Origin of the sequence: Paeniglutamicibacter sp. ORCA_105 (assembly GCF_045798545.1) — a bacterium.
GTDB classification, from domain to species: Bacteria; Actinomycetota; Actinomycetes; order Actinomycetales; family Micrococcaceae; genus Paeniglutamicibacter; species Paeniglutamicibacter sulfureus.
Genome location: NZ_JBIXLM010000008.1, coordinates 94,892 through 113,189 on the forward strand (window position 1 = coordinate 94,892; position 18,298 = coordinate 113,189).

At 66.9% G+C, this 18,298-nt stretch carries 21 protein-coding genes; 10 read left to right on the plus strand and 11 right to left on the minus strand.

All coding sequences use genetic code 11. The features are described 5' to 3' along the window. Nucleotides 1–58: 58 nt before the first annotated feature. From ACIPUB_RS06125 to ACIPUB_RS06135, 3 genes are all read left to right on the plus strand, one after another. Nucleotides 59–1,267 carry an amidohydrolase gene (locus ACIPUB_RS06125; protein WP_407606567.1) on the plus strand — a complete coding sequence of 403 codons (1,209 nt, stop codon included), beginning with the start codon at nucleotides 59–61 and terminating at the stop codon, nucleotides 1,265–1,267. Nucleotides 1,268–1,515: 248 nt separating this feature from the next. After that, entirely contained in the window at nucleotides 1,516–1,794 is a 279-nt protein-coding gene (locus tag ACIPUB_RS06130; RefSeq protein ID WP_407606568.1) for a type II toxin-antitoxin system RelE/ParE family toxin, read from the plus strand. 12 nt (nucleotides 1,795–1,806) lie between these two features. Beyond that, nucleotides 1,807–2,088 (plus strand): HigA family addiction module antitoxin, encoded by a 282-nt coding sequence (locus ACIPUB_RS06135; RefSeq protein ID WP_407606569.1) that lies wholly within the window; start codon nucleotides 1,807–1,809, stop codon nucleotides 2,086–2,088. A 94-nt stretch (nucleotides 2,089–2,182) separates the two neighbouring features. Here the strand turns inward: ACIPUB_RS06135 and ACIPUB_RS06140 are convergent, their stop codons facing one another. Genes ACIPUB_RS06140 through ACIPUB_RS06150 form a run of 3 tightly spaced genes read right to left on the minus strand, consistent with a single transcriptional unit; the run spans nucleotide 2,183 to nucleotide 4,709 of the window. Beyond that, nucleotides 2,183–3,352 carry an acetyl-CoA C-acyltransferase gene (locus ACIPUB_RS06140; protein WP_407606570.1) on the minus strand — a complete coding sequence of 390 codons (1,170 nt, stop codon included), beginning with the start codon at nucleotides 3,350–3,352 and terminating at the stop codon, nucleotides 2,183–2,185. Beyond that, nucleotides 3,349–3,999 carry a CoA transferase subunit B gene (locus ACIPUB_RS06145; RefSeq protein WP_407606571.1) on the minus strand — a complete coding sequence of 217 codons (651 nt, stop codon included), beginning with the start codon at nucleotides 3,997–3,999 and terminating at the stop codon, nucleotides 3,349–3,351. Before ACIPUB_RS06145 ends, ACIPUB_RS06140 begins: the two co-directional genes overlap by 4 nt. A gap of 5 nt (nucleotides 4,000–4,004) precedes the next feature. After that, nucleotides 4,005–4,709, minus strand: a complete 705-nt coding sequence (locus ACIPUB_RS06150; protein ID WP_407606572.1) for a CoA transferase subunit A — start codon at nucleotides 4,707–4,709, stop codon at nucleotides 4,005–4,007. Nucleotides 4,710–4,860: 151 nt separating this feature from the next. Here ACIPUB_RS06150 and ACIPUB_RS06155 point away from each other — a divergent pair, with 151 nt between their 5' ends. Continuing rightward, nucleotides 4,861–5,649, plus strand: a complete 789-nt coding sequence (locus ACIPUB_RS06155) for an IclR family transcriptional regulator (RefSeq protein ID WP_407606573.1) — start codon at nucleotides 4,861–4,863, stop codon at nucleotides 5,647–5,649. Between the two features lie 140 nt (nucleotides 5,650–5,789). Then, nucleotides 5,790–7,229, plus strand: a complete 1,440-nt coding sequence (locus ACIPUB_RS06160) for an MFS transporter (RefSeq protein WP_407606574.1) — start codon at nucleotides 5,790–5,792, stop codon at nucleotides 7,227–7,229. Nucleotides 7,230–7,237: 8 nt separating this feature from the next. Here the strand turns inward: ACIPUB_RS06160 and ACIPUB_RS06165 are convergent, their stop codons facing one another. Then, entirely contained in the window at nucleotides 7,238–7,852 is a 615-nt protein-coding gene (locus tag ACIPUB_RS06165) for a TMEM175 family protein (protein WP_407606575.1), read from the minus strand. Nucleotides 7,853–8,005: 153 nt separating this feature from the next. On the opposite strand from ACIPUB_RS06165, the gene ACIPUB_RS06170 reads away from it, so the two are divergent. Beyond that, complete coding sequence (locus ACIPUB_RS06170; RefSeq protein WP_407606576.1) at nucleotides 8,006–8,650, plus strand: isochorismatase family protein; 645 nt, start codon at nucleotides 8,006–8,008, stop codon at nucleotides 8,648–8,650. A 20-nt stretch (nucleotides 8,651–8,670) separates the two neighbouring features. On the opposite strand, the gene ACIPUB_RS06175 is transcribed toward ACIPUB_RS06170, so the two are convergent. The 6 genes from ACIPUB_RS06175 to ACIPUB_RS06200 form a co-directional block, all read right to left on the minus strand. Beyond that, a complete protein-coding gene (locus ACIPUB_RS06175) occupies nucleotides 8,671–9,618 on the minus strand; it encodes a CHAD domain-containing protein (protein WP_407606577.1) in 948 nt (315 codons plus the stop codon). Nucleotides 9,619–9,798: 180 nt separating this feature from the next. Continuing rightward, on the minus strand, nucleotides 9,799–10,467 hold the full coding sequence (locus ACIPUB_RS06180) for a phosphonatase-like hydrolase (protein WP_407606578.1): 669 nt from the start codon (nucleotides 10,465–10,467) through the stop codon (nucleotides 9,799–9,801). Nucleotides 10,468–10,538: 71 nt separating this feature from the next. Next, complete coding sequence (locus tag ACIPUB_RS06185) at nucleotides 10,539–11,606, minus strand: zinc-binding dehydrogenase (protein ID WP_407606579.1); 1,068 nt, start codon at nucleotides 11,604–11,606, stop codon at nucleotides 10,539–10,541. Continuing rightward, complete coding sequence (phnE, locus tag ACIPUB_RS06190; RefSeq protein WP_407606580.1) at nucleotides 11,582–13,252, minus strand: phosphonate ABC transporter, permease protein PhnE; 1,671 nt, start codon at nucleotides 13,250–13,252, stop codon at nucleotides 11,582–11,584. Before phnE ends, ACIPUB_RS06185 begins: the two co-directional genes overlap by 25 nt. Then, a complete protein-coding gene (phnC, locus tag ACIPUB_RS06195; RefSeq protein WP_407606581.1) occupies nucleotides 13,252–14,076 on the minus strand; it encodes a phosphonate ABC transporter ATP-binding protein in 825 nt (274 codons plus the stop codon). Before phnC ends, phnE begins: the two co-directional genes overlap by 1 nt. Beyond that, the gene (locus ACIPUB_RS06200; protein WP_407606582.1) at nucleotides 14,073–15,026 is read right to left on the minus strand and encodes a phosphate/phosphite/phosphonate ABC transporter substrate-binding protein; all 954 of its coding nucleotides are present in this window, start codon (nucleotides 15,024–15,026) and stop codon (nucleotides 14,073–14,075) included. Before ACIPUB_RS06200 ends, phnC begins: the two co-directional genes overlap by 4 nt. 192 nt (nucleotides 15,027–15,218) lie before the next feature. Here ACIPUB_RS06200 and ACIPUB_RS06205 point away from each other — a divergent pair, with 192 nt between their 5' ends. Genes ACIPUB_RS06205 through ACIPUB_RS06215 form a run of 3 tightly spaced genes read left to right on the plus strand, consistent with a single transcriptional unit; the run spans nucleotide 15,219 to nucleotide 17,471 of the window. Next, nucleotides 15,219–15,935, plus strand: a complete 717-nt coding sequence (locus tag ACIPUB_RS06205; RefSeq protein ID WP_407606583.1) for a GntR family transcriptional regulator — start codon at nucleotides 15,219–15,221, stop codon at nucleotides 15,933–15,935. Further along, nucleotides 15,929–17,071 carry an alpha-D-ribose 1-methylphosphonate 5-triphosphate diphosphatase gene (locus ACIPUB_RS06210; protein ID WP_407606584.1) on the plus strand — a complete coding sequence of 381 codons (1,143 nt, stop codon included), beginning with the start codon at nucleotides 15,929–15,931 and terminating at the stop codon, nucleotides 17,069–17,071. The genes ACIPUB_RS06205 and ACIPUB_RS06210 overlap by 7 nt, the downstream gene beginning before the upstream one ends. Nucleotides 17,072–17,081: 10 nt before the next feature. After that, on the plus strand, nucleotides 17,082–17,471 hold the full coding sequence (locus tag ACIPUB_RS06215) for a VOC family protein (protein WP_407606585.1): 390 nt from the start codon (nucleotides 17,082–17,084) through the stop codon (nucleotides 17,469–17,471). 91 nt (nucleotides 17,472–17,562) lie between these two features. Here ACIPUB_RS06215 and ACIPUB_RS06220 read toward each other — a convergent pair whose 3' ends face one another. Further along, the gene (locus ACIPUB_RS06220; RefSeq protein WP_407606586.1) at nucleotides 17,563–17,772 is read right to left on the minus strand and encodes a hypothetical protein; all 210 of its coding nucleotides are present in this window, start codon (nucleotides 17,770–17,772) and stop codon (nucleotides 17,563–17,565) included. Nucleotides 17,773–18,098: 326 nt separating this feature from the next. Between ACIPUB_RS06220 and ACIPUB_RS06225 the strand changes: the two genes are divergently transcribed. Further along, the gene (locus ACIPUB_RS06225) at nucleotides 18,099–18,284 is read left to right on the plus strand and encodes a CsbD family protein (RefSeq protein WP_264268719.1); all 186 of its coding nucleotides are present in this window, start codon (nucleotides 18,099–18,101) and stop codon (nucleotides 18,282–18,284) included. Nucleotides 18,285–18,298: the final 14 nt, after the last annotated feature.

An 18,298-nucleotide genomic window follows, 5' to 3' on the forward strand; every position in this document is an offset into this window, starting at 1 on the left:
CTCCGCAGGCCTCCGCCACACACGGCGCCGGACACCGAACGAAAGGAAGCACCACATCATGACCGCACCAACCCTGGACCTCGAGGGCATCGCCACCGACTGGATGCACGAGCAGTACCTGCACCTGCACCGGCATCCCGAGCTCTCCATGCAGGAGCACGAAACCGCCGCCTACATCCAGGCGCGCCTGGCCGAACTCGGCATCGAGAACTTCCGCTGCGGCGGCACAGGCGTGGTGGGAATCCTGCGCAACGGTCCGGGCAAGACCGTGGCCTTCCGCGCCGACACCGACGGGCTGCCGATCAAGGAGGACACCGGGGCCGACTACGCCTCGACGGCGACCTCGCATTTGCCCGACGGCACCGAGGTCCCGGTTATGCACGGCTGCGGCCACGACACCCATGTCGCGGTGCTGCTGGCCGCGGCGCGATTCCTCGCGGAAAACAAGCCGGCGTGGCACGGGACCCTGGTGCTGGTGTTCCAGCCCGGGGAGGAAACCGGTGCCGGGGCCCGGGCCATGGTCCAGGACGGGCTCTGGGAGCGGGCGCCGCGGCCGGACGTCGTGCTCGGACAGCATGTCTTTCCCTACGCGGCCGGATCCGTCCACATATCCTCCGGCACCGCGATGGCCCTGGCCGACGCCCTGAAGGTGACCCTGCACGGGAAGCAGTCCCACGGCTCACAGCCGCAGGACTCCATCGACCCGATCCTGCTCGGCGCCCACATCATTGCCAGGCTGCAGGGGATCGTTTCCCGGGAGCTGGCCCCCACGACGCCGGCGGTGGTGACGGCGGGGACGTTCCACGCCGGCCTGAAGGAAAACATCATTCCCGACCGGGCGGAGTTCACGCTCAATGTCAGGACGCTGACTCCCGAGGTCCGCGCCACGGTGCTGGAGGCGATCACCCGGATCGTCAACGCGGAGGCCCAGGCCTCCAATGCGCCCGCGCCCGACATCGAGCACGTCTACGATTTCCCGCGCTGCTATAACGATCCGGACCAGACGCAGTCGGTCATCGCGTCGTTGCGCGCCGAGCTGGGCCAGGAGCAGGTGGTCCTGGCCCCGCCGGTCATGGGCAGCGAGGACGTGGGGTGGCTCGGCGATTCCATCGACGTGCCCACCGTCTACTGGTTCTTCGGCGGATTCCCCGCGAACCAGGAGCATCCGCCGGTGAACCACTCGCCCTACTTCCTGCCCGAGATGGAACCGACCCTTTCGGGCGGGGTCCGGGCGGCGGTCGCGGCCATATCGGGCTACCTGGCCTAGAAACCAAACGGGTGCGGAAGGCGACGATGTCTCCTTCCGCACTTGCATGTTCCGGCCCGGCACCGCCTCATCTTCCCGTCCTCCGGTGCGGGGAAGTGGCCGTCCACAGTCCGCCGGATGAAGGCGCTGTCGCGAGGTGTGCCGGCGCATCCGGCGGACTTGGAGGTGGAGCTGGTCGACGTCCTGCGGGTGGGAATACGCCAGCAAAAACAGTTGTATCGTGAGACGATACACGATACGGTAATTCCGTGATCGTCAGTTTCCGGCACAAGGGGTTGGAAGCGCTCTATCGCGACAATTCCAAGAAGGGCGTGCAGCCCGCGCATGCGGCCAAGCTCCTCCGCATCTTGGGCGTGCTCGATATTGCGCAAACACCGGCAGACCTCGCCATTCCCTCGTTCCGCACGCATGAGCTCAAGGGCGACCTTGCCGGACACTTCTCGATCTGGGTCAACGGCAATTGGCGTGTGACGTTCCGATTCGCTGGACAAGACGTCGAGCTCGTTGACTACAAGGACTACCACTGAAGGAACAGCACCATGATGAAGAACCCACCGCACCCGGGTGAGATCATTCGCGAAGACGTGCTCGCCGAACTCGGCTTGACCATCGCTGAAGCCGCGCTGAGGTTGGGGGTCTCCCGCGTGACCCTGAGCCGCGTTGTCAACGGACGTGCCGGCATCAGCCCGAACCTGGCCGTCAGGCTGGAGCTTGCCGGGACCGGTACCGCCCGAGGATGGCTTGCCATGCAGGTGAACTATGACCTTGCCCGGGAGCTGAACGGCAAGACACACGACGTGAAACCACTCGACGCCGCCTGAACAGTGGGCTAAACACGGGCACTCCCACGCTTCGATGAAGTGTGGGAGTGCCCGTGTTCGCGTTCGGCCAATGTGAGGCCCGAGCTTGTTGGCGCTACAGCGCCCTTAGAATCACGGCGCTTCCCTGTCCGCCGCCGCCGCAGATGCCGGTGGCGCCCACGGATCCGGCGCCGAGCTCGGCGAGCTGGCGGGCAAGGGTGCCGACGATCCGGGCGCCCGAGGCACCGATCGGGTGGCCCAGGGCGATGGCCCCGCCCTTGGCGTTGACGATCTCCGGGTCGATGCCGAGCTTCGCGGTGGAGCGCACGCCCACGGCGGCAAAGGCCTCGTTGATCTCGACCGCCTTAAGATCCGCCGGCGCAATGCCGGTGCCTTCCAGCGCGGCCAGGATGGCGTTGGCCGGCTGCTCGTGCAGCGTGACGTCGGGTCCTGCCACCAGGGCGTGGGAGACGATCTCGGCAATCGGCTTGATGCCCAGGCGCTCGGCGGCGGCCTTGCTGACCAGCACCACCGCGGCGGCGCCGTCGGTGATCTGCGAGGCGTTGCCCGCCGTGATGGTGCCGTCCTTGGAAAAGGCCGGGCGCAGTTTGCCCAGGGAATCCGCCGTGGTCTCGGCGCGGATCCCGTCATCGGCGGAGACGACGGTGTCCCCGCGCCGGGAGGAGATGGTGAAGGGGGCGATCTCCCCGGCGTGGAAGTCTGCTGCTGCGGCGGCCAGCTGGTGCGAGCGGGCGGAGAACTCGTCCTGCTCCGCACGCTTGATGCCCATGGAAGTGTTGCCGTCCTCGGTGGAGGAACCCATGGAGCGGGCCTCAAACGCGTCGGTGAGTCCGTCGAATTCGAGGGTGTCGATCATTTCGATGGCGCCGTACTTGGTTCCGGCCCGGGCGCGCTGGACGTGGGGGGCCAGCGACATGGATTCCTGGCCGATGGCCACCACCACGTCCGCCTCGCCGGCGGCGATCATGCGGGTTCCCGCCACCACGGCCTCGGTGCCCGAGAGGCACACTGCGTTCAGGGTCAGGGCGGGCACATTGAGGCCGATGCCCGCGCCCACGGCGGACTGGCGTGCCGGGTTCTGCCCGGCACCTGCCTGCAGCACCTGGCCGGCGAAGACCCGCTGGACCTGGTCGGCGGGAATCCCTGCACGTTCGAGCGCCGCAGCGGCGGCGTGGGCTCCCAAGTCAGTGGCCGACACGGTGCCGAAGGCCCCGTTGAATCGGGCAAACGGGGTGCGGGCGTACCCGGCGATCAGTGCGCTCATGCTGCTTCTTCTTCCTCAAGGTCAATGGTGAATGCGGCCCCCGTGGCCTCGTGCAGGGACTCGATGGTGATCCCCGGCGCCACGGCGCGCAGCACCAGGGCGGAGTCAACCACGTCGAACACCGCGCGGTCGGTGATGATCCTGTCCACCACGCCGACGCCAGTCAGTGGCAGGTCGCAGCGCTCGACGATCTTCGGCGTGCCGTCCTTGGCCACGTGGTCGGTGATGACGATGACGCGCGGGGTGCCGGCGACCAGGTCCATGGCCCCGCCCATGCCCTTGACGAGCTTGCCGGGGATGGTCCAGTTGGCCAGGTCGCCGTTGGCGGCGACCTGCAGGGCGCCGAGGATCGCGGTGGCCACGTGCCCGCCGCGGATCATGCCGAAGGAGGTGGCCGAGTCGAAGTAGCTGCCGCCGGGCAGCAGGGTGACGGTCTGCTTGCCCGCGTTGATCAGGTCGGCGTCCTCTTCCCCCTCGAAGGGGAAGGGGCCCATGCCCAGCAGGCCGTTCTCGGATTGAAGGGTGACGCGCACGCCCTCGGGCAGGTTGTTGGCCACCAGGGTCGGGATGCCGATGCCCAGGTTCACGTATTGGCCGTCCGTCAGTTCGCTGGCGGCAATGGCCGCCATTTCATCACGTGTCCACATGCTGTTTATGCCTCCTGGCGGACGCGCACGGTCCGCTGTTCGATGTCCTTGACGCCGTCGGTCGCGACGACGTGCTGCACGAAGATGCCCGGGGTGTCCACGAGGGTCGGATCAAGGTAGTTCTCGTGGATGAGCTCGGCCTCTGCGAACGTCACGCGGCCGGCGGCGGCGACGAGCGGATTGAAATTCCGTGCGGTCATCCGGTAGCGCAAGTTGCCTTCCGGGTCGGCCTCGAAGGCGCGGACCAAGGAAATGTCCGCGACGATGCCGCGCTCCAAGATCGCGGCCCGGCCATCGAATTCCATCACTTCCTTGCCCTCGGCGACCGGGGTGCCCACGCCGGTGGGGGTGTAGAAGGCGGGGATGCCCGCACCCCCGGCCCGCAGGCGCTCGGCCAGCGTGCCCTGCGGGACGAACTCGACCTCGAGCTCGTTGTCCAGGAACTGCTGGGCGAAGAGCTTGTTCTCGCCCACGTAGGAGGCCAGGACCTTGGATACCTGCTTGTTTTCCAGCAGCACGCCCAGCCCCTTGCCGTCCACGCCCATGTTGTTCGAGACGATGGTCAGCCCGGTTGCGCCCGAGTCGCGCAGGGCGGTGATTAATCGATTCGGGATTCCGCTGAGGCCGAAGCCGCCAACCGCAATGGTCATTCCATCGCGCACGGTTGCGGCCAACGCCGAAGAGGCGTCGCCGATGACTTTCGTTGCCATGGTTCTCCTTGTGTCGTCCACGATGTGGAGTACGTTGATGTCCTGCTCTGACCGTACTGATCCGGCGTTCTCCCGGTCAATGGATCGGAGTAATGTGACCTGGATTGCTCGATGGGTGGTTAGTTGGGTGAATCTCGACCATAATATGGACATGAATTCCTCGTTCCCCGGTGCCCAGGTGGTGGGCCGCATGGCGGCAGTGCTGCGTGCCGTCAGCACCGCGATGCCCAGGGGCATCTCCACGACGGAGGTCGCACGAAGCACCGGACTTGCCCGCCCGACCGTCCACCGGCTGCTCGCCGCACTGACGGCCGAGGGGTTTTGCGACCACGACAACCAGGAGGGGCTGTGGCTGCTGGGCCCGGAAATGTACCTGATGGGGACCGTTGCGGCCGAACGCTACGACATCACCGAGATTGCCCGCGACCACGTTGCCGCCCTGGCCGAGGCGACGGGTGAAAGCGCGTTTCTCTCGGTGCGGCGGGGAGATGAGACCGTCTGCCTGCTGCGAGCTGACGGGGCATTCCCGATCCGCTCCTTCGTACTCTACGAGGGCAAGCGCTTCCCGCTCGGTGTGGCCTCCGCGGGGTTGGCGATCCTGTCGTTCCTGCCCGAAAAAGCGATGGAGCGCTATTTGGAAGGCAGGGATCTGGCTGCGGAACATGGAAGCGACCACGCGCCGGAGCCGTTGCGCCGGCGCATCGCCGAGACGCGGGGGCGCGGCTGGGCGGAGAACCCGGCACTGATCGTGGAGGGAAGCTGGGGGATGGGGGCCGCGGTCTTTGACGCCGCGGGCCAGCCCGCTTGGGCGTTGAGCCTGACCGGCGTCGAATCGCGGTTTTCGCCCGAGCGGCGCCCCGAAATGGGGCGGCTGCTGATGCACCACGCCCACGAGCTGTCCAAGAAGTTGCGTGGCGAGCAGGCCTTGCCCGCGCGCTGAGCCTGATTGCCTCGACTCCAGGCGTCGCGCAAGCATTGCCCTTTTGCCCCACCTGCCTCTCGTTGGGCCATTTCGCGGTGGATGTCGATTGCTCGCCCTATGACCTACCGCAGTGCCCGCCCCGGTTCTAGGCTTGGAGCATGTCGCAGGAAGATCAGTCCTCCGCGGACATAGGGACAACCGACAGGCAAGCCGCCAAGAATGCGACGCCACCCAAGGCGGGGCACCGCACGTTCATGCACGTGCTGGTCAATACCGCCGTCGCCAATGTAACCACCAGTTTCCTCTGGTTTGCCCTGACCTTCTGGGTGTACCTGGAGACCCGTTCTGTGCTGGCCACCGGACTCATCGGCGGCACCTACATGCTGTTGGTCGCGTTCTTTGGCCTGTTCTTCGGGGTGCTCGTTGACAGGTACCGCAAGCACGCGGTGATGGTGGGCTCCACGCTGTTCACCGTGGCCTGCTTCGCGGTGGCTGGAACGATGTTCATGCTGGTCCCCGAGGCCGAGATGCTGAGCCTGACCGGGATCTGGTTCTGGCTCTTTGCCCTCGTGGTGCTCATCGGGGCGGTGGTCGAGCAGCTGCGCAATATCGCCCTGTCCACCACCGTGACGCTGCTGGTCCCGGCGGACCGCCGGGCCAATGCCAACGGCCTGGTGGGGACGGTGCAGGGCCTCGCGTTCATGATCACCTCCGTCTTTAGCGGGCTGGCCATCGGGTTCCTGGGCATGGGAGGCACGATCATCATTGCGCTCGTGGCCTGCGGTGCGGTGCTGGTGCACCTGCTGGCCCTGAGGATTCCGGAACCCAAGATCGTGCGGGCCGAGGGGCGCGAGAATTTCGCCGAGCTACGTGCCGGGATCGCGGCGGTCCGCGCGACGCAGGGCCTGTTTGCCCTGATCCTGTTCACCACCTTCAACAACCTGACCGGCGGGGTATTCATGGCACTGATGGACCCCTATGGCCTGACGATCTTCCCGGTGGAGATCTGGGGCGTGGTGCTCGGGGTGACGGCCACCGGGTTCCTGATCGGTGGCGGATTGGTGGCCAAGTTCGGCCTCGGCAAGAACCCGATCCGCACGATGCTGATCCTGGTGGCCTGCACCGGCGTGCTGGGTGCCACGTTCACGATCCGCGAGTGGTGGTGGCTTTATGCGGTGGGGATTTGGGTCTTCATGATGATCATCCCCGCGGTCGAGGCGGCGGAGCAGACCGTGATCCAGAAGGTGGTCCCGTACAAGGTCCAGGGCAGGGTGTTCGGCTTCGCCATGACGTTCGAGTCGGCTGCCGCTCCGATCACCGCGTTCATGATCGCGCCTCTGGCCGAGTTCTGGATCATTCCCTACATGGCATCCGACCCGGGCAAGCAAAGCTGGGGCTGGCTGCTGGGGGAGGGTAACGCCCGCGGGATCGCGATGGTGTTCCTGGTCTCCGGGATCGCCTCGATCTTCCTTGGGCTCGCCGCCCTGGCCACGCGGTCGTATCGGCGGCTCTCGATCGCCTACGCCACGGCTCCGGAGAGCGCGCCGATCGCGGAGGGCCAACTGGACGTGGAAGCCACTTCCGACGAGGAGTCCTGAACGCCGGCTCAGGCGGGTTGATGCCCCGCGCCGAGGTTGCGCTCGATCCGGCGATCCGGGACCAGCCACAGGATGGCGACGACCACGAAGAACGCGACGCCCAGGTAGCCCCAGACCTTGTCGTGCTCGCCGCCCAGCAGGGCAGCAAGGATCCCGGCGGTGTAGAGCACCAGGGACGCCTTGCCTTTTCGGTCCCGTCCCATGGCGCGTTTGAGCGCCGAGTCGGCCCCCTGCCCGCGGATGATCACGCGCTGCAGGATGAGGTAGGCGGCTGCCGCCGCCAAAAGATTGATGCCGTAGATGACGACGGGTGTCTTGGCCAGGGCGCTTTCATCCATCCAGGCGGTGCTGAACGGCAGGAGGGACAGCCAGAAGAGCAGATGCAGGTTGGCCCAGAGGACTCCGCCGGTGATCTTCTCGGTGACCTGGAACATGTGGTGGTGGTTGTTCCAGTAGATGCCGATGTAGACGAAGCTCAGCAGGTAGGTCAGCAGGCTGGAGCCGATGACCGGGAGGAGCGAAGCCATGTCGTGGCCCTCGGGGACCTTGAGTTCCAGGACCATGATCGTGATGATGATGGCCAGGACGCCATCGCTGAATGCTTCCAAGCGGCTGGTGGGCATGCCCGGCCGTCTCCCTTCCCACATGCCGATTCCCTCGCGAAATCGCTGAACCCGATACTTTCACACGCGTGCGGGTATACCGTGTCTTTCATCTGCACGAATTGCCATGGGTCGGCCGCGACCGGCCGCCGAAGGCTTTGAGAGGAGCACGACATGGAGAAGAAAACCGCTCCGGAACCGGTGCGCGACCAGGCCCGGGACCACCTGCTCACGCCGCAGAACTGCGTGTTGGCGTTGATTGATTTCCAGCCCGAGCAGTACGGGACCGTCACCTCGACCACGCGCGAGCGGATCGACCTCAACGTGGTGGCGCTGTGCCGGCTGGCCACGAAATTCGGGGTGCCCGTGGTGCTGTCCACCGTCGGGGTGGACATGGGCGTGAACCAGGGAACCAGTCAGGTGATCAAGGACGAGTTGCCCGGTGTGAGGGAGATTGACCGCAGCGGGGTGAACGCCTGGGAGGACGCGGACTTCCGCGCGGCGATCGAGGGCACCGGGCGCCGCAAGGTGGTCATTGCGGGATTGTGGACCGAGGTCTGCCTGACCTTCCCGACCCTGGACATGCTCGCCGAGGGTTATGGCGTCTATCCCGTGGCGGACGCCGTCGGGGGAATCTCCCAGGTCGCCCACGACCGCGCCTTCGACCGGATGATCGCCGCCGGGGCCCAGCCGGTGACGGCGATTTCCTTCGGTTCGGAGCTCATGCGCAACTGGGCCCGCGAGGACTCGGACAAGCTGCGTGAGGTGATGCGCTGGTACTTCCCGCGCAAACAGGAACTCGACGCGGACGGCAAGTAGGACCGCTACCTCCCGGACGCTCAGCGGTGCAACCGCAGCGCGCCCGATGTCCGCCGGGCCCGGGCGTACTGTCGTGCCGCGGATCTGGCGATGCCTTCCTCCCGCTTGAGAATCTTTTCGCACGCGTGCCGGGCATCCTCCCGTAGGGAAGGTTCGGCGACCAGGGATGCGAGGAAAGCGCGGGTCATCACGCTGTCCTGGTGGTTGCCCAGGATCTTCTGCAGCCGGCGTGCCCGGCGGGCCAGAGTGGCGGCCCGTTTCGAGTGGATCCCGGCGGCGGATTCCGCGGCGTGCAGCAGCCGCTTGGTGTCCTTGCGCAGCCGGTGCAGCGCCACATCGCGGTCGTGCCCGGGTTCGGTGCGCACCATGGCCCGGTACGCGCGGTCAACGATCCTGGCCTGGTCGTTGACCGATGCCGCGACCTCGGTGCCGGCGGGGCGGCGGGCAGGTTCCCTGGCCGGGGGATCGTCCCGGAATCGCTCGAGGTCCTCCAACAGCCGACGATAGCGCCTGGACTTCAAGGTCTTGCCCACCCGCCGGTGTCCGGCGTCGAGGGCATCACCGAGCCCGCGTTCGAGGGACTCCACGAGAACCTCGGTCCGCCACTTCGCGGGCAGCTCCTCGATACGGTCACGGAGTCGTTCGCGCACGACCTCGGCATCCCGGGAACGGCCCAGGGCCTTGGCCAGCCATTTGAGCTCGTGGCCCAGAATCCGGCGTGGGCTTGCCTCGAAAAGATGCCCGTAGATTTCCAGGGCGGAGCGCAGTCGCCGGGTTGCCGATCTCATGTCGTGGACCGCTTCCGGGCTGCCGGTACGAACCTCGGGATCTTGGATGAGCAGTTCCTTGATTTGGTCGTCCAGGTAGCCGATGGCCACATCCAGGACGATCCTGTTTTCGCGCCTCGCCGGGTCGCCCGAGGTGTGGCCGGGCGGCGGCGGGTCGGCGGGTCTCCGGGCATTGGCCATGGTGCGCATCCTTTCCCGGAACCTCGAACACGGGTGGCCTCCGCGGGCAGATCCCGGGCGGCCCGCCTCGGTTGCGTCAATCCCGATTCTAGAACCGGGAAGCCAACCCCGACAGATGGGGACCGGGGATCGGCAAGGCGGGCAGGCCACGGATCCGGACCCGGCCCCGGCACACGTTGGCTAGATAACCCCGGGCAGGTCCTTCACTCCGTCCAGCACCCAGTCGTGGGGGTGGGCCTCGAGCTGTTCACGGTCCAGCGCCCCGGTGAGCACGCCCAGGGTACGCACGCCCGCATTTCGTCCGGCGAGCAGGTCGACCACGGTGTCACCGCCGGCCACGACGGCACGGACATCGTGCACGCCGGTTGCCTCCATGACCCGGTGGATCATGAAAGGCGCGGGGCGCCCGGCCGCCACCTCGTCGCTGGTCACCACCGCATCCAGCAGCTGGCCTTCGCCGATGCCCCAGCCCAGGGCCGCAAGGATCGGCGCGGCCACATCGCGGGAGAACCCGGTGGTCAACCCGATCTTGATGCCGCGGGCCTTCAGCTCGGCCAGCGCGGCCTCGACGCCGGGTAGCGCCACAGGCGGGTTTTCGGCGTACACCTCCGACAGGTGCCCGCGGAACGCGTCAAATTGCTGCTCCACCAGTGCGGGGTCGGCCTCGACGCCGCCGAGTTCCAGCAGCGCGGCGATGGCCTCGGTCTTGTCCGCCCCCATCCACGCCTGGAGGTCCTCCGGGGTGAGGGTCGCCCCGGCCGAGGTGACCGCGTGGGCCAGGGCCTTGTAGACATCGCCGTGCTCGTTGATGGTTGTGCCGGCCATGTCCAGCACCACTAGTTCGATCATGATTCTTTTCCTTGCGTTTGTGGATGGATGGCCCGCCACGAAGGCGGCGGGCGGAACGGCCGTGGCCGGAGCTAGAGGAAGGTCACCGAGTTGCGCAGGATGCCGCCGGAGGGAGGAGCCATGAGCGAGCCGAGTTCCGTGGCCGGGGCCGGCGGCGCCACCAGCGAGCCCCAGTCGTGGACGTCCCGGGTCTCGGCGAGGAAATCCATGGCCTGCTGCAGGTGCCGCGGTTCGTAGTTGTGCACGCCGGTGATGGACAGCAGCGAGCGGACCAGCCGTTCGGGGTCAAGGGCGACGGCGGGCCCGGGGGAGACCGAGCCCGCCAGCACCAGCCGGCCACCGACGTCCAGCGCATCGAAGGCGGCCAGGACCGCGGGTTGGGCCCCGGATAGTTCCACGGCCACGTCATGGACGCCGGCTGCGCTTTCCTCGTCCGCGCGCCGGGTGGCGGTGGCGCCGAATGCGCGGGCAAGAGCCAGGCGTTCGCGGTTCAGGTCCCTGACCTCCACCGCGGCTGCCCCGCGCTGCCGTGCCACGGCGCAGGCGACGATGCCCAGCATCCCCGCGCCGCTGACCAAGACGCGCTTGTCGCGCAATTCGCCGGCGGCCTCGAGCACCGCCATCACGGTGGCGGTGGCGCAGGCCGCGGGTGCGGCCGCCGCATCGGTGACGGAATCGGGCACCGAGACAAGGGTGATGCCGCGCGGCAGCAGGATGTGCGAGGCGTATCCGCCGGAAATCCCCCACGGTCCGTCGAGCGGTTCGTGGCCGGTCTTGAGCAGGGAGCGGCATTTGGCGGTGCGCCCGGCGGTACACCGGTCGCAGTGCCCGCAGGAAACCGTCACGCTCCAGATGACCCGGTCGCCCGCGTTCAGTTCGTTGCCCTGGAAATCCTGGACGCCGCCCGGACCGGTGGCGAGGATCGTGCCGACCGCCTCGTGGCCAAGGATCGAGGGGAAGGAGCCGGGCCGGCGCCCGGAGACCGTGTGGATGTCGGATCCGCAGACGGTGGCCAGGTCGATCCTGGCCACCGCCTCGCCTGCGGCGAGCTCCGGCAGCTCGAGGGTGCGGGCCTCGAAGTCCCGCCCTCCGGTCCAGAGTTGCGCGCCCAGGGTCAGGCGACGTGTTTGCGTATCCATGCGGACAGCCTTTCGATGATGAAGACAATGGCGAAGATGATCAGGATGATGGTTCCGGCCACGTTGAAGTTCAGCGTGCGCACCGATTCCATCAGCAGGAACCCGATGCCGCCGGCGCCCACGATGCCCAGCACCGTGGAGGTGCGGATGTTCACGTCCAGCATGTACATGGCGTGGCCCACCAGTTGCGGCAGGGCCTGGGGGATCACCGCATTCAGCAACTGGTCCCACCAGCTCCCGCCGACCGCGCGCACCGCCTCGAGGGGACCCACCGGGATTTCCTCGATGGAGTCGGCGACCAGCTTGCCCAGGAAGCCAATGGTTCCCACGGCCAGGGCCATGGCGCCCGCCATGGGTCCCAGGCCGATCGCCGCGACGAAGATGACGGCCAGGATCAGCTCCGGGATGGCCCGCACCACCAGCACCACGGCGCGGGCCGCGGCATACACGGGACGCGACGGCGAGATATTGGAGGCGGCAAGGATGCCCACCGGCACCGCAAGCACGGCACCGATGACGGTGGCCACCAACCCGATCGCGAGGGTTTCCACCACCGCGGTCAGCAGCAGCTTCTCCACGCCCTCGATCGAGGGCGGCAGCAGGCGGCCGAAGACCGCGGCGAGTTCGCCGAAGCTCGTCAGCGGCGTCAGCGGGTTGATGCGCAGGTGGATGAAGGAATAGATGATTGCGGCGAACAAGGCGAGACCCGCGAGGCTGCGGGTCAGCCGGTCACCGGTCCACGGAGGCCTGACGGCCGAGCCCGGATCAATGACCCGGGGGGCTGGTCCGGAGCTGGACGGGTTCAGCAGGGTGCGGCGCAGCCCGATGGAGGCCAGCTCCATGGCGGCGATGACCAGCAGGATGACCAACACGATCCCCATGGCGCTCTCGTACATCAGCCCGCGCAGGGAATCCTGCAGGGCGAAGCCGATGCCGCCGGCACCGACGAAGCCCAGCACCACGGAGGTGCGCAGGTTGATGTCGATGCGGTAGATGAAGGTGCCGAGCCAGGCCGGGACCACCTGGGGCAATACGCCCATGACGAGTTCGCCCAGGCGTCCGGCACCGGTGGCGCGCACTGCCTCGCGGGGTCCGGCCTCGGAGGCCTCGATCGCGTCCGCGAAGAGCTTGGCCATCATGCCCACCGAGTGCAGCCCCAGGGCCAGGATGCCCGGCAGCACGCCGATGCCCAAGGCGCGGACGAACAAGACCGCGAAAACCAGGTCGGGGATGGCGCGGCACATTGTGATCACCATGCGCGCGGCACGGTGGACCAGCGGGTGCGGGGTGGTGTTCGCCGCGGCCAGGAAGGCCAGCGGGATCGAAATGACGGTGGCCAGCACGGTGCCCAGCAGCGCCATCATGAGGGTTTCGAGCAGCAGCTCGCCGATCCGCGGGGGATCGCTGAGCTCCGGCGGGAGCATGCGTGCGAGCAGGTTCGCCACGTCGCTGAAGCCGCCGCCCAGGGCGCGCAGGTCGAACTCGATGTGGCCGGCACCGGCCAGGGTCAGCGGGACCAAGGCTGCGAGCAGGAGCCAGAGGGTCAGTTTTTCGCGGGTGACCGGGGGCAGCAACGTCGCCGGCCGGCCGGGTGCCGGGGCGTCGTTCGGCTTCGCGGGGGCCGCGGGGCGGGTCTCGGTGGGCATCATGGGGTGGTGGCACCCGCGCCCGGATCCAGCTGCCGGTAGACATCAAGCACGCGTTCCTTGGTCAGCGTGGAGGTGGCCTCGTCCAGGACCTTTTCGCCGTTGCGCAGGCCCACGATGCGGTGGGCCCAGTCCAGGGCCAGGTCCACCTGGTGCAGCGTGCACACCACGGTGATCCGGTTTTCCAGGCAGACCTGGAAGAGCAGGTCCATGACGTTTGCCGCGTTCTGCGGGTCCAGGGAGGCGACCGGTTCGTCGGCCAGGATGATTTCGGGCTTCTGCATCAGGGCCCGGGCGATGGCCACGCGTTGCTGCTGGCCCCCGGAGAGTGAATCGGCGCGTTGGAAGGCCAGTTCGCCCAGGCCCACGCGTTCGAGGTGGCCCAGGGCCTCGCGCCGCTGGGCCTTCGTGTAGCTGAGCAGGCCGTAGCGCGGTCCGCGGATCCGCCCCGCCGCCCCGATCAGCACGTTTTCCAGGCAGGACAGCCGCCCGACCAGGTTGAAGTGCTGGAAGATGAAGCCCACGCGCGAGCGCAATGCACGGAGCCGGCGTGACTTGGTCTTGTGCACGGGTTCGCCCAGTACCGTGGCCTCGCCGCCGGTCAGCGGGTGCAGCCCATTGAGGCAGCGCAGCAGGGTGGACTTGCCGGATCCGGAGAGGCCCAGCAGGACTGTCATTTCGCCCTTGGCCACCTGCAGGTCGACGCCCTTGAGCGCGTGGGTGGCCCCGAAGCTCTTGCGCAGCCCGGACGCGTCGATGGCGATTTCGGATTCGGGTGCCATCTCATGCCCCGGTTCGACGTGGGTCCCTTGCATCAGGCTCATGATTCGCACTTTTCGGACTTGGTGGCGGCGCAGACGGTGCGGATGCCGTCGTAGTCGGTGTCGGTGGCCGGCACGACGCCCCAGGCGTGTTCGCCGGTGATCAGGCAGTCCTCGTCCTGGCAGTAGCCCTGGGATTCGAAGTAGTCGGCATTGGCCTTTTCGGTGAACAGCGCGGTGAGCTTGTTGGTGGTTTCATCGCCCAGGGAGTTGCGGACGGCGAAGACCGAGCCCGGGATCTTCTCCGAGGTCCAGACCGATTTCAGGTCCCCTTCGGCCAGTTCGCCCTTGCCCGGCAGCGTTTCCTCGACCATTGACTGCATGGCGAAGCCGACTTCGCAGTCGCCGTTCTTCACCGAGAGGGCCGAGGCGTCGTGGCCGCCGGCGTAGATGGGCTTCAGCGCGGCGCTGATGTCAGCTTCCTTGCCGCTTGCGGCAACCCCCGCCTGGATGAGTCCGGCCGAGGGGTAGAGGAACCCGGAGGTGGAACCCGGATCGACGAAGCAGGTGTCCTTGCCTGCGAAGTCCTTGATGTCAGTGACCCCGGTGTTCCCGGCCTGGGTGATGCCCAGTGCGTGGTAACCCGAGGGTTCCCCCTTTTCCCCGGCCAGCGCGCCGAGCGGCTTGATGTCGGCCTGGTTGGTGGTCGCGATGACGTAGGAGAACGGGCCGAGGAAGGCGATGTCCACGCGGTCGGCGATCATGCCCTCGACGATGCCCGCGTAGTCGCTGGCCTGCTGCAGCTTCACCGTGGAGCCGGTTTCCTTCTCGAGCATCTTGATCAGTGGATCGTAGGTGCCGGTAAGGTCGGCGGAGTTTTCGTTGGGGATGGCGCCAATGACAATTTCGGCGGGGAATCCGGCGGCGTTGATTTCGGGTTCGGCCGGGGCACATGCGGTGAGCAGGGTGGCTGCTGCCAGTGCGGCGGTCATGGCGAGTGCTTTGCGTTTCATGGGGAAACCTGTTCTGCGGTGTGGGGTTTGGGCCGGGCCTCGAAGTCGGGCTTCGGTGGCGCGTTCGTACCCAGCTTGGTCGCTGGCAAAGCAATTTGTCTAGACAGATTGGGGTCGTTTGTTGAATGTTCACCTAACGTTTGTTCCCCTGTTTCATAAGGAATTTCACGGATTTTGGGCTAGGATCTGGATATGCAAGCAGAAGCCACCTATCTCAAGTTGTCCCAACAGATCTTGGATCAGTATGCGGATGTTCCGCCGCAGCGTCCGCTGCCTTCCGAGCATGTTCTGGGGGCCCAGTTTGGTGTCAATCGCCAGACCATCAGGGCCGCGCTGGAGGAGCTGGAGCGTCGTTGGCTGATCCGGCGGGTCAAGGGCAGCGGGACCTTCCGCACCCGGCGCTATGAGTACCGGATCGGCCCGGACATTGCCCCGTCCTTCACGCGCACCGTGCGGGCAGCCGGCGCGGAACCACGCACCGAGAACGGCAAGCCCATGACGCGGCCGGCCAATGCGACCGAACGGGAAATCCTCGGTCTGGCGGCCAGCGCCCAGGTGGCGGTGCTGGAGCGTGTGCGCTTCATCGACGGGGCGCCCGTGAGCACGGCAACATCGGTGTTGCCCGCGGCCAGGGTGCCGCGCCTTGCGGCGGCAATGGCCTCCGACGATTCGCTGGATGCCGTGCTGCGCCGGGTCTACGGCTACACACCGGTGCGGCAATGGAGCCAAAGCCGGCTCGCTTCGCCGCCGCCCGAGGTCGCCGAGGTGTTGGGGCTGCGCGGACGCCCGCCGCAGATCCTGCTGCGCGGACTCGTGTCCTGCGGAGAATCCGGGCAGAAGCTTGAATACGTGGAAAGCTACCTACGCCCGGACGTCTTTGACGTGGTCACCGAGGTGGGAAAGTGGTAGACACCTACACCCTGGGGCACGTCCGGGCGCTCGCCGGGGACCGGATCCTGGAGGACCGGCTCATCAGTGTGGTGGACGGGAAAATCGAGGAAGTGCGTGCGCATCCGGCCGGCTTCCGCGCCGACATCGATGGCCGCGGCATGCTCTGCCTGCCGGGCCTGGTGGACCTGCACAGCGACGCCCTGGCCAGGGAATACCGTCCCCGCCCGGGTGCTTTTCTTCCCATCGACTTGGCGATGCAGGCGGCCGAGGGCAACCTGCTGGCGGCGGGCGTCACCACCGCCTTCCACGCCGTGGCCTTCCAGCTCAAGTCGGCCGTCGGGATTCCCATTGGTTCGCCCCGGGCGCCGGATGTGCACGATGCGGTGAACCAGTACCGGGATCCGCGGATGGACCACCGGGTGTTGCATCGCCTCGATGTGCGTTGCCGCGGCGGCGTTCAGATGTTCCGCGAACGGCTCGGCACGGGCCACATCCCGCTGGTCTCCTACGAGGACCACACCCCGGGGCAAGGGCAGTATCGCGACCGAACGGTGATGGAACGCTGGCTACGCGAGGCCCAGCACATGGATGCCAAGTCGGCGGCCGACCACGTGGATCGGCTGATTTCCGAACGCGACGAGGAACTGCCCTTAAGGGCCGAGACCCTGGCCTGGCTTGGCGAATTGGCCGCTGCCAAGGCCATCAGGCTCATGGGCCACGACCCCGTGACTCCCCAGGAGATCGACGAGCTCATCGAACGCAACGCATCCATAGCCGAGTTCCCCACCACCCTGGAGGCGGCCCTGCACGCATCGATTAGAGGGATTTCCACGGTTGCCGGGGCGCCGAACGTGTTGCTCGGGAGATCCCATTCGGGGAACGTCTCGGCCCTGGAGCTGGCACGGGCCGGAGTGCTGGATATCCTGGCCTCGGACTATCTGCCCTCGAGCCTGCTTTCCGCTGCTTTCGAACTTGCCCGGTTGGGCCACGCAACGCTTCCGGCGGCCATCGCCATGGTCACCGTGAATCCCGCGGTTGCGGCGGGACTGCACGACCGGGGAGTCCTGGAAGCGGGTTATCGGGCCGACATGGTCCTGGTCGCCGATGCGCACACTCGTCCACGGGTGATCCAAACGCTGAGCGCCGCGGCGTAGTCTTGCACGCATGACAAACCACCCGATCACCCTTGGCGCCATCAACCTGGAGGCCGAGGATCCCACCGCCCTGGCCGCGTTCTGGGCAGCGGTCACCGGAGCCGAACCCTCGGCCGGAGGGGACAGCGTCTACCTGCCGCCCAACGGTCCGGGCGGATTCGGGATGTTCTTCCAACCGGGAACCACGCCGCGGGCCGAGAACCAGGTGGCCCACTGGGACCTCACCGTCCCGTGGGGTTCGCGGGCGGCCGAGGTCCAGCGTCTGATCGGGCTCGGAGCCACGCACCAGTGGGACGTGCTCGACGAAGTGCCCCACGTCCGGTGGACCACCCTCGCCGATCCTGAAGGCAACCTGTTCTGCGTGGCCGAGCACCCGCCGGTGGACCAGCAGCGTGCATAGCGACCGGCGACGGGTCCGCTGACGAGTGGAAGCGACGTGGAGCGTCGCACCGGTGACGGGCTGCTGGAAATGGAAACTTGAAGAAACTCGCTCAGGCCACGAGCTGGTGCTGCCGCGAATCCACGGTGGGCGCATTTCCGGGTTGCGGTGAAGCGCTCGCCTCGGTCACCTGGTCCATGGAGATCCCATGGTCCAAGGCTGTTTGGATGATGGCGTCCAGCGCATCGGTACGCTCCTGAAGGAGTATCCGGGCGGAGGAGACGTCTTCGGTTGCTGCGCGGATCAGATCCAGCTCATGCACGGTTTTTCCCTTTCATTGGCTTCAAAGTTCGCATCTGAAGGCTAGCCTGTCCACCTTTGCACGCCATGAATGGCGGGTTAAATCGAGGATTCCCATGGATCCGGTACCTGCTCAAACTGGCTGCGCCTCGCTCAACGCCTACCTGTTTGAACGATCCGCCATGCTCCAACCAAGGGCTCCGGCTGCCCCTGCCGCCGTGTGAACCGTGGGTTCGTTGTCCACGACAGAGCCTCATGGCCGGACTCGGCATGGATTCCCAGCAAACACCAAGAAAAGAATCCTAAGTTGGGGAATGTTCCTGTTTTCATCTATCGAAGGAGGGCCCCATGGGTCTCGATGACAAGATTGGCAACAAAGCAGAAGAAGCCGCCGGAAAGATCAAGGAAGAGACCGGCAAGGCCACCGACGACGAGAAACTGCAGGCCGAGGGGGCTGGAGAGCAGGCTGCTGCGAAGACCAAGCAGGCCGGCGAACACCTCAAGGATGCTGCAAAGGACGTGACGGGTCACTAATCCCGCCACATCGC

Excerpts from the sequence above, each read along its gene's own strand:
- phnC (WP_407606581.1), bottom strand. The coding sequence starts at position 14,076 with ATGAGCCTGATGCAAGGGACCCACGTCGAACCGGGGCATGAGATGGCA.
- ACIPUB_RS06145 (WP_407606571.1), bottom strand. The coding sequence starts at position 3,999 with ATGTGGACACGTGATGAAATGGCGGCCATTGCCGCCAGCGAACTGACG.
- ACIPUB_RS06140 (WP_407606570.1), bottom strand. The coding sequence starts at position 3,352 with ATGAGCGCACTGATCGCCGGGTACGCCCGCACCCCGTTTGCCCGATTC.
- ACIPUB_RS06205 (WP_407606583.1), top strand. The coding sequence starts at position 15,219 with ATGCAAGCAGAAGCCACCTATCTCAAGTTGTCCCAACAGATCTTGGAT.
- ACIPUB_RS06160 (WP_407606574.1), top strand. The coding sequence starts at position 5,790 with ATGTCGCAGGAAGATCAGTCCTCCGCGGACATAGGGACAACCGACAGG.
- ACIPUB_RS06150 (WP_407606572.1), bottom strand. The coding sequence starts at position 4,709 with ATGGCAACGAAAGTCATCGGCGACGCCTCTTCGGCGTTGGCCGCAACC.
- ACIPUB_RS06185 (WP_407606579.1), bottom strand. The coding sequence starts at position 11,606 with ATGGATACGCAAACACGTCGCCTGACCCTGGGCGCGCAACTCTGGACC.
- ACIPUB_RS06170 (WP_407606576.1), top strand. The coding sequence starts at position 8,006 with ATGGAGAAGAAAACCGCTCCGGAACCGGTGCGCGACCAGGCCCGGGAC.
- ACIPUB_RS06180 (WP_407606578.1), bottom strand. The coding sequence starts at position 10,467 with ATGATCGAACTAGTGGTGCTGGACATGGCCGGCACAACCATCAACGAG.
- ACIPUB_RS06135 (WP_407606569.1), top strand. The coding sequence starts at position 1,807 with ATGATGAAGAACCCACCGCACCCGGGTGAGATCATTCGCGAAGACGTG.
- ACIPUB_RS06125 (WP_407606567.1), top strand. The coding sequence starts at position 59 with ATGACCGCACCAACCCTGGACCTCGAGGGCATCGCCACCGACTGGATG.
- ACIPUB_RS06200 (WP_407606582.1), bottom strand. The coding sequence starts at position 15,026 with ATGAAACGCAAAGCACTCGCCATGACCGCCGCACTGGCAGCAGCCACC.
- ACIPUB_RS06215 (WP_407606585.1), top strand. The coding sequence starts at position 17,082 with ATGACAAACCACCCGATCACCCTTGGCGCCATCAACCTGGAGGCCGAG.
- ACIPUB_RS06225 (WP_264268719.1), top strand. The coding sequence starts at position 18,099 with ATGGGTCTCGATGACAAGATTGGCAACAAAGCAGAAGAAGCCGCCGGA.
- ACIPUB_RS06165 (WP_407606575.1), bottom strand. The coding sequence starts at position 7,852 with ATGCCCACCAGCCGCTTGGAAGCATTCAGCGATGGCGTCCTGGCCATC.
- ACIPUB_RS06175 (WP_407606577.1), bottom strand. The coding sequence starts at position 9,618 with ATGGCCAATGCCCGGAGACCCGCCGACCCGCCGCCGCCCGGCCACACC.
- ACIPUB_RS06155 (WP_407606573.1), top strand. The coding sequence starts at position 4,861 with ATGAATTCCTCGTTCCCCGGTGCCCAGGTGGTGGGCCGCATGGCGGCA.
- phnE (WP_407606580.1), bottom strand. The coding sequence starts at position 13,252 with ATGCCCACCGAGACCCGCCCCGCGGCCCCCGCGAAGCCGAACGACGCC.